The sequence below is a fragment of the Paraburkholderia sp. Ac-20347 genome (genome assembly GCF_017104805.1).
Classification (GTDB): Bacteria; Pseudomonadota; Gammaproteobacteria; order Burkholderiales; family Burkholderiaceae; genus Paraburkholderia; species Paraburkholderia tropica.
Genome location: NZ_JAAGPN010000306.1, coordinates 1 through 8787 on the forward strand (window position 1 = coordinate 1; position 8787 = coordinate 8787).

Here is an 8787-nt window from a genome sequence, read left to right on the forward strand (position 1 = left end):
TGGCAGCGGCGCCGTCGCCGGAACCCGCGCAAGCACCGGCAGCAGCGGCGCCTGTAGCCGTACCGCCCGCCGCCGAACCCGCCGCGCGCCAGCCCGTGCGCGGTCATGCGCCGACGGCGTTCGAGTTCCAGCCGCTGTCCGCCTCGTCGGTCGAGTTGCCCGGCTTCGAACTGCTCGAACGCTCGTCGACCGAAATCGAATACGTCTCCGAGGAAAAGCTCGCCGAAACCAGCCAGCTCATCGAGCAGCGCCTGCAGGAATTCAAGGTGCCGGTGACGGTGGTCGGCGCCTCGGCGGGCCCGGTCATCACGCGCTTCGAAGTCGAGCCCGCGCTCGGCGTGCGCGGCAGCCAGATCGTCGGGCTGATGAAGGATCTGTCGCGCGGCCTCGGCCTCACGTCGATCCGCGTGGTCGAGACGATTCCCGGCAAGACCTGCATGGGCCTCGAACTGCCCAATGCAAAACGCCAGATGATCCGCCTCTCGGAGATCCTCGAATCGACGCCTTATCAGCGCTCGCAATCGAAGCTCACGATCGCGATGGGCAAGGACATCGTCGGCCTGCCGGTCGTCACCGATCTCGCCAAGGCGCCGCACATGCTCGTCGCGGGCACGACGGGTTCGGGCAAGTCGGTCGCAATCAACGCGATGATCCTCTCGCTGCTCTACAAGGCAACGCCCGAGGACGTGCGGCTCATCATGATCGACCCGAAGATGCTGGAGCTTTCCGTCTACGAAGGCATTCCGCATCTGCTCGCGCCGGTCGTGACCGACATGAAGCTCGCGGCCAACGCGCTGAACTGGTGCGTCGGCGAGATGGAGAAGCGCTACCGGCTGATGTCGGCCGTGGGCGTGCGCAATCTCGCGGGCTTCAACCAGAAGATCCGCGACGCCGAGGCGAACGAGAAGAAGATCGGCAATCCGTTCTCGCTCACGCCGGAAGCGCCCGAGCCGCTCTCGCCGCTGCCGATGATCGTCGTGGTGATCGACGAACTCGCCGACCTCATGATGGTCGCGGGCAAGAAGATCGAAGAGCTGATCGCGCGTCTCGCGCAGAAGGCGCGCGCGGCGGGCATCCACCTGATTCTCGCGACGCAGCGGCCTTCGGTGGACGTCATCACGGGTCTGATCAAGGCGAACATTCCGACGCGCGTGGCGTTCCAGGTGTCGTCGAAGATCGACTCGCGCACGATTCTCGACCAGATGGGCGCCGAGTCGCTGCTCGGTCAGGGCGACATGCTGTTCCTGCCGCCGGGCACCGGCTATCCGCAGCGCGTGCACGGCGCGTTCGTCGCCGACGAGGAAGTGCATGCGGTGGTCGAGTATCTGAAGCAGTTTGGCGAGCCTGAGTACGTCGAGGGCATTCTCGACGGTCCGACCAGCGAAGGCGCACCGCAGGACCTGTTCGGCGAGTCGCCCGAGGCGGAAGCCGATCCGTTATACGACGAAGCGGTCTCGTTCGTCGTGCGCACGCGGCGCGCGTCGATCTCGTCGGTGCAGCGGCAGTTGCGCATCGGCTACAACCGCGCCGCGCGCCTCGTCGAGCAGATGGAAGCTGCGGGTCTGGTCTCGCCGATGGGCATCAACGGCAGCCGCGAAGTGCTCGTGCCGGGTCAGGCCGAGTAAGCCACAGCACCGCTCGCCCGCTCGCGCAACACGCAACGCGGGCATCAACGAAAAACGCCGCGCCGGACGAATCCGGCGCGGCGTTTTTGTTTGCGCGTGCGTTCGGTGCGCTAAACGCGCTTACTGCGCGACGAACTTGAAGTCGACCGGCGAACCGATCTCGATCTTCTTCGGATTCGCTTCAAGCAGACCCGTTTCCTGATCACGACGGAACACGTAGGCCGTGTCGCTGTTCTGGTTGCCGACGATCAGCCACTGGCCGGTCGGATCGATCGCGAACTCGCGCGGCGACTTGCCGAGGCTCGCCTGGCGGCCGACGCGCTTGAGCTTGCCGCTCGTCTGATCGACGGCGAAGATCGAGATGTCGTTGGCGTCGCCGCGATTCGACACGTAAAGGAACTTGCCGTCAGGCGACAGATGCAGCGCCGCTGCGCCCACCGCGCCCTTGAAGTCCGGCTCGGCGAGTTTCTCGACCTGCTCCAGCTTCAGATGGCCGTCGTCGTAGTTGAACACGCTCACGGTGCCCGCGAGTTCGCTCGTCAGATACGCGTGGCGGCCGTCGTTGCCGAACACCAGGTGACGCGGGCCGGTGCCGGCCTTCACGTCGGTGTAGCGCCATTCGGCCGGGCTCACGAGACCGCGCGAGCCGTCCGGCGTGTAGCGGTAGGTCCAGAGCTTGTCGGTGCCGAGATCCTGCGTGAAGAGATAACGGCCGTCCGGCGAAAACACCGTCGAGTGCACGTGCGCGTTGTCCTGGCGGCCCTTCACCGGACCGCCGCCTTCGTGATGCACGGTCAGCACCGACTGGCCGAGCTTGCCGTCCTGCTCGATCGGCAGCACCGCGAAGCTGCCGCCCGGATCGGCGGCCACCGAGTAGTTGGCGACGAACAGATACTTGCCGTCCGGCGACAGGCTCAGATAGCACGGGTCGTTGCCCTGCGCCGACACCTTGTCGAGGAACGTGAGCTGACCGCTCGCGGCGTCGAAGCCGAACGCGCTGACGTCGCCGCGCACGCTGGCCGGGCCGTTGTCGCCGGGCAGTTCGTTGACGGCGTAGACGTGACGCTTGTCCTTGCTGACCACGAGATAAGACGGGTTCACCGTCTTCGCGACGCTCACCTGCTGCGCGTCGCCGGTCTTCGAATCGAAACGATAGACGTAGAGGCCTTCGCTCTTGCCACCCGTGTAGGTGCCGACGATCAGGTTGTAGACGCCATTCGCGGCGACCTCGGCGGGCGCCGCGGCCGTGCTGCCTTGCGCGAACGCGGTCGTCGCGGCGGCAACGCTGGCCATGATGGCAATCCCTTTGATGATCTGACGAATGAGCCCGCGCGGCGCGGTGCGCGAATTTGCGTGCGAACGTGCGTTCATGCGCGAGACGGGCACGCCGATTGCGGCTGCGTGGCCTTGAAACATGTCGACCTCCTTTCTTCTTGTCGAACCTGGATGGAGCTGATCGGCAGCGCGCGGCGCGTGGCGGGCGAAACCCATGAAGCGTGGCGCGAGCACGATTGTTATGAGGGTTAGACCAGTATAAGTGAGGATGCGCGCGCCTGATGGCCAGACGCTCATTGGGACGCCGGACGCGCGAGCCTCGACATCGGTATCACCCGGATCGCGCTGCATACGCGTCCGATTCGAGTCCCCCGCGCCCCGCTCAAAAGGAGTGAATATGAACATCCATGTCGCCATCGGCCCGCTCGTCGCGCTCATCGCCGGCATTCTGATTCTCGTCGTGCCGCGCCTGCTCAACTACATCGTTGCGCTCTACCTCATCATCATCGGGATCGTGGGATTGTTCGGCACGAACGGGCATTTCTGACGCCCGGCCGACACGAAATCGCCTTATCCGAAAGTTCCCGCATCAGCTTCTTGCGCGCCGTGCACGTCGAAACGCGTTGCGCGAGCGGCCCTGCACCCACTACTCTTGTGCGTGCATGCGCCTCATCGACTGTTTTGACCGTTTTTTCGCGTAACGCTGTCAATCTGCTTACCATGCCTGCACTTATCGAAGACTATGCCTTGATCGGCGACGGCCACACGGCCGCGCTCGTCTCCCGAGAGGGTTCCATCGACTGGCTCTGCTGGCCGCGCTTCGACTCCGGCGCGTGCTTCGCGGCGCTGCTCGGCACCGAAGCCAACGGCCGCTGGCTGATCGCCCCCGCGCCCGCCGCCGACGGCTCGCGCGCCGACATCAAGATCACGCGCCGTTATCGCGGCGACACGCTGATCCTCGAAACCGATTTCGAAACGCCCGACGGCGCCGTTACGCTGATCGACTTCATGCCGCCCGGCAACGGCTGGAGCGAACTCGTGCGCATCGTCGTGGGACGCCGCGGCACGGTGCGCATGCAGTGCGAACTCGTGATGCGCTTCGACTACGGTTTTTCGGTGCCGTGGGTGAGTCGCCTCGCGTACGAGAGCGGCATCAAGGCCACCGTCGGCCCGGACACCGTCGTGCTGCGCACGCCCGTCGATCTGCAGGGCGAAAACATGCACACGGTCGCCGAGTTCGAGGTCAAGGAAGGCGAGCGCGTGCCGTTTTCGATGGCCTACGCGGCCTCGCATCTGCGTCTGCCGCCGCCGCGCGATCCGTTCACGGCGCTCGCGCGCACCGAGAACTACTGGGCCGAATGGGCCGCGCGCGGCACCGTCGAAGGCCGCTGGGCCGAGCCGATCCGCCGCTCGCTCATCACGCTCAAGGCGCTGGCCTACGAGCCGACGGGCGGCATCGTCGCCGCGCCCACGACCTCGCTGCCCGAACAGCTCGGCGGCACGCGCAACTGGGACTACCGCTACTGCTGGCTGCGCGACGCCACCATCACGCTGCTCGCCATGATGCGCGGCGGCTACTACGACGAAGCGCGCGCCTGGCGCGCGTGGCTCGGTCGCGTGATGGCGGGTTCGCCCTCGCAGTTGCAGATCATGTACGGCATCGCGGGCGAGCGCCGCCTGCCCGAGTTCGAACTCGACTGGCTGCCCGGCTACGAAGGCGCGAAGCCCGTTCGCGTCGGCAATAACGCGGTCGGTCAATTGCAGCTCGACGTCTACGGCGAAGTCATGAACGCACTGCATCTCGCGCGCGTGGGCGGACTGCAAGCCGACGAAACCGCGTGGTCGATCCAGTGCGCGATGCTCGAACATCTGGAAACGATCTGGACCGAGCCCGACGAAGGCATCTGGGAAACGCGCGGCGGGCGCCAGCACTTCACGTTCTCGAAGGTCATGGCGTGGGTCGCGTTCGACCGCTGCGTGCGCTCGGCGGAGCAGTTCGACCTGCCCGGCCCGGTCGATCACTGGCGCGAGCTGCGCGACACCATCCACGCGACCATCTGCGAGCGCAGTTTCAACACGGAGTTGAACTCCTTCACGCAGATCTACGGCGGCACCGATCTCGATGCGAGCCTGCTGCTGATGCCGCTGGTCGGCTTCCTGCCCGCGAAGGATCCGCGCATCGCGGGCACGGTGAAGGCCATCGAGCGCGACCTGATGTGCGAAGGCTTCGTGATGCGCTACCGCACCACCGACTTCAACGACGGCCTGCCGCCCGGCGAAGGCACCTTCCTCGCGTGTAGCTTCTGGATGGTCGACAACCTTGCGCTCCAGGGCCGCATGGACGACGCGCGCAAGATGTACGAAAGGCTGCTCGCGCTCGCCAACGACGTTGGCCTGCTCGCCGAGGAATTCGATCCGATCGCCGGCCGACTTGTGGGAAATTTCCCACAGGCTTTCTCGCATGTGGCGCTTGTGCACACCGGGCTGAATCTGATGCGGCACGAGCAGGAAATGGCCAGCGAGACGGGCCACCCGGCCACGCCGCAATCGGCCCTGGAAGCGGACCTTGCGGACAAATCGGCGACAGCGGCCTCGTAATTGTTCGAAAGCGTGGCCTAAAGCGCCGATCGCTTTGCGCGAGGTGGGTTACACTGGGATGCTGCATTGCACAACATTCTGGGGTCCGATATGATCGACCGCGTATTCGAGCAGGCCGTCGGACACGCTGTTCTGACCCTGCAGGGCACGCCGCGCGGGCATTCCGGGCAGCATGCGCGCGCGATCGGCGCGAAAGCCACGCATGCGCCTCAAGCGGCGCCATCCCAGGCCGATAAACAGCCTGACCGACCCACTCTCCCAGCCCGCCGCCGCCCACCCGCGCAGCGGCGCGGCGCGGGGGCGAACCACCCCTGATGCTGGAGCATCCATGCTCTACCAAATTCGTGAATACCAGCGCGCCTTGCTGAGCCCGCTTACCGCGTGGGCCCAGGCGGCGTCCAAGTCGTTTTCGAACCCGTCGAGCCCGTTCTCGCTGATCCCGGGCGCCACGCGTCTCGCGGCCGGCTACGAACTGCTGTATCGACTCGGCAAGGACTACGAAAAGCCCGAATTCGACATCCGCCAGATCGAGAAAGACGGTTTTCACATTCCGATCGTCGAGCAGACCATCGTCGAAAAGCCGTTCTGCCGCCTGCTGCGTTTCAAGCGCTACGCCGACGACTCCGGCGCCGTCGCCGCGCTCAAGGACGAGCCCTCGGTGCTGGTCTGCGCCCCGCTCTCGGGCCACCACGCCACGCTGCTGCGCGACACGGTGCGTACGCTGCTGCAGGACCACAAGGTCTACATCACCGACTGGATCGACGCGCGCATGGTGCCGCTCGACGCCGGTCCGTTCCATCTCGACGACTACATCGCGTACATCCAGGAATTCATCCGTCATATCGGTGCGAAGAATCTGCACGTGATGTCGGTGTGCCAGCCGACGGTGCCCGTGCTCGCGGCCATTTCGCTGATGGCGTCGCGCGGCGAAGCCACGCCGCTCACCATGACGATGATGGGCGGTCCGATCGACGCGCGCCGCAGCCCGACGGCGGTCAACTCGCTCGCCACCGAGCACTCGCTGGAGTGGTTTGCGAACAACGTCATCCACACGGTGCCGGCCAACTATCCGGGCGAGGGCCGCGAGGTCTATCCGGGCTTCCTGCAGCATGCGGGCTTCGTGGCGATGAACCCGGGCCGTCACACCACCGCGCACTGGGACTTCTACAAGAGCCTGCTGCGCGGCGACGAAGAGGACGCCGAAGCACATCGCCGTTTCTACGACGAATACAACGCGGTGCTCGACATGGCCGCCGAGTATTACCTCGAGACCATCCAGACCGTGTTCCAGGACTTCCGCCTGGCCGAAGGCACGTGGGACGTCGCGGGCGAGCGCGTGCGGCCGCAGGACATTCGCGAAACGGCGCTCTTCACGATCGAAGGCGAACTCGACGACATTTCGGGCTCGGGCCAGACGCATGCCGCGCATGATCTGTGCACGAGCATTCCCGAAGCGAACCGTCATCGCCTGACCGCGGAAAAGTGCGGCCACTACGGCATTTTCTCGGGCCGCCGCTGGCGCACCATCATCTATCCGCAACTGCGCGAATTCTTCCGCCAGTATCAGCAGACGAAGCAGTCGAGCAAGGAAAGCGCAGTCGTCTGAGTTCGACGCTGCACACGTATCAGCGCATACGAAAACGCCGCGCCGGTTCTTCAACCGGCGCGGCGTTTTTTCATGGCGACGCGTAACGGGCTACTTGCGCAGCAGGAACGCGAGCAGCATTTCGGTGTTGAGCTTGATGATCTCGGCGCGTTCGGCAGGCGCGCTGAAGTCACGGCCCATCGTGGCGTTGATGGTGTAGCGGTTCGAGACGATGTAGTAGCCCATGCCCGAGAGCGTCACGTACAGACGCAGCGGATCGATGTCGGAACGGAACAGGCCCGCGGCCTCGCCGCGCGCGAGGATCGAACCGAGCGTGGCGACGATCGGCGACACCATCTCGTGAATGCGCGTGGACTTCTGCATGTAGCGCGCCTCGTGCAGGTTCTCGTTGTTCACGAGCCGCAGGAGTTCGGGATGATCGCGGTAGTAATCCCAGACGAAATGCGCGAGCCGCGTGATGGCCTCGACCGGTGCGAGCCCGGCCAGGTCGAGCGCGCGCTCGGCCTCGTTCAGCGCGCCGAACGCGTGTTCGAGCACCGCAGTGAACAACTGCTCCTTGCTTCCGAAGTAGTAGTAGAGCATGCGCTCGTTGGTTTCCGCGCGTCGCGCAATCTGGTCGACGCGGGCGCCAAACAGGCCGCCGCTCGCGAATTCTTCCGCCGCGGCTAGCAGAATGCGGCGGCGCGTGCCTTCAGGATCTCTTTTGATTTTCGGCTGATTCATGGTGGCAGGATCGCTCGATAGGCGCGCGGGCTCCCGCTTCGCGCCGCCGGGCCTCTCCAAACCCATGTAGCGGCAGCGTAACTGCGGGGCGCGCCAGGTTAATGGACTGACACCCTTCTTTTTCGGTCTTGCACGTCGACGCGCGCCGTCGCCGGCCCCCTCGCCTGACGATGCGTCGTGAAGCACTCCTCTGTGCCCGACCCGAATCCCGCACGCCCGCCAAGCTGGACTGGCGCAATGCCTGCGCGGCCGTTCGCGATTCGAATTAAGCGCTTTGATTATGGCACATGCCCTGCCGATGGCAATGCGGGAAATCGGCGATAATGCGGGCTTTGGCGCCGCGCGCGCGAGCCTCGCCAGGCGGCCCTGCCGTCTCGCTTGAGTTGCCAGCGTGCCGCCGCCCGGCCCGCTCCCCATTCCCCCCGGGCCCGCCCAGAAGTCGCGACCGTGAACGAACCTAAAACACTTGCAGATCGCATCGAAGATCTGCTGCCCCAGACGCAATGCACCAAGTGCGGCTATGACGGCTGCCGGCCCTACGCCGACGCTGTCGCGGCCGGCACCGCCAACTACAACCAGTGCCCGCCCGGCGGCGCCGAGGGCGTCGAACGCCTCGCCAACCTGCTGGGCAAGCCGGTTATTCCGATCAATCCGGTCAACGGCGTCGAACGTGCGCGCCCCGTCGCGTTCATCGACGAACAGGTCTGCATCGGCTGCACGCTGTGCATGCAGGCATGTCCCGTCGATGCGATCGTCGGCGCGCCCAAGCAGATGCACACCATCGTCAAGGATCTCTGCACGGGTTGCGACCTGTGCGTGGCGCCCTGCCCGGTCGATTGCATCGCGATGATTCCGGTGACGGGCGACGCCACCGGCTGGGACGCCTGGACGCAGCAGCAGGCCGATGACGCGCGCCTGCGCCACGACCGCCGCCAGGCGCGCCTCGCGGCCGAGCGCAAC

7 protein-coding genes are annotated in these 8787 nt (G+C 65.6%); 5 read left to right on the plus strand and 2 right to left on the minus strand.

The features are described from left to right. Positions 1-1625 (plus strand): DNA translocase FtsK (locus G3N97_RS33400; RefSeq protein ID WP_277397824.1); only part of this gene is annotated, 1625 nt, incomplete at its 5' end. A 120-nt stretch (positions 1626-1745) separates the two neighbouring features. Here G3N97_RS33400 and G3N97_RS33405 read toward each other — a convergent pair. Beyond that, positions 1746-2996, minus strand: a complete 1251-nt coding sequence (locus tag G3N97_RS33405; RefSeq protein WP_241030993.1) for a lactonase family protein — start codon at positions 2994-2996, stop codon at positions 1746-1748. 301 nt (positions 2997-3297) lie between these two features. Between G3N97_RS33405 and G3N97_RS33410 the strand changes: the two genes are divergently transcribed. From G3N97_RS33410 to phaZ, 3 genes are all read left to right on the plus strand, one after another. Next, positions 3298-3447: a DUF3096 domain-containing protein gene (locus tag G3N97_RS33410; protein ID WP_205997166.1), complete on the plus strand. Its 150-nt coding sequence runs from the start codon at positions 3298-3300 to the stop codon at positions 3445-3447. 173 nt (positions 3448-3620) lie between these two features. Further along, on the plus strand, positions 3621-5498 hold the full coding sequence (locus tag G3N97_RS33415) for a glycoside hydrolase family 15 protein (protein ID WP_205997167.1): 1878 nt from the start codon (positions 3621-3623) through the stop codon (positions 5496-5498). A gap of 328 nt (positions 5499-5826) precedes the next feature. Continuing rightward, the gene (gene phaZ / locus G3N97_RS33420) at positions 5827-7104 is read left to right on the plus strand and encodes a polyhydroxyalkanoate depolymerase (RefSeq protein WP_074984766.1); all 1278 of its coding nucleotides are present in this window, start codon (positions 5827-5829) and stop codon (positions 7102-7104) included. 90 nt (positions 7105-7194) lie between these two features. Here the strand turns inward: phaZ and G3N97_RS33425 are convergent, their stop codons facing one another. Next, the gene (locus G3N97_RS33425; RefSeq protein ID WP_205997168.1) at positions 7195-7827 is read right to left on the minus strand and encodes a TetR family transcriptional regulator; all 633 of its coding nucleotides are present in this window, start codon (positions 7825-7827) and stop codon (positions 7195-7197) included. Between the two features lie 447 nt (positions 7828-8274). On the opposite strand from G3N97_RS33425, the gene rsxB reads away from it, so the two are divergent. Further along, positions 8275-8787: electron transport complex subunit RsxB (gene rsxB / locus G3N97_RS33430; RefSeq protein ID WP_205997169.1), on the plus strand; the 513-nt coding region annotated here is incomplete at its 3' end.

Bases quoted from the DNA above. Each gene is read 5' to 3' on its own strand.
- G3N97_RS33410 (WP_205997166.1), top strand. From the start codon at position 3,298: ATGAACATCCATGTCGCCATCGGCCCGCTCGTCGCGCTCATCGCCGGC.
- phaZ (WP_074984766.1), top strand. From the start codon at position 5,827: ATGCTCTACCAAATTCGTGAATACCAGCGCGCCTTGCTGAGCCCGCTT.
- G3N97_RS33405 (WP_241030993.1), bottom strand. From the start codon at position 2,996: ATGAACGCACGTTCGCACGCAAATTCGCGCACCGCGCCGCGCGGGCTC.
- G3N97_RS33425 (WP_205997168.1), bottom strand. From the start codon at position 7,827: ATGAATCAGCCGAAAATCAAAAGAGATCCTGAAGGCACGCGCCGCCGC.
- G3N97_RS33415 (WP_205997167.1), top strand. From the start codon at position 3,621: ATGCCTGCACTTATCGAAGACTATGCCTTGATCGGCGACGGCCACACG.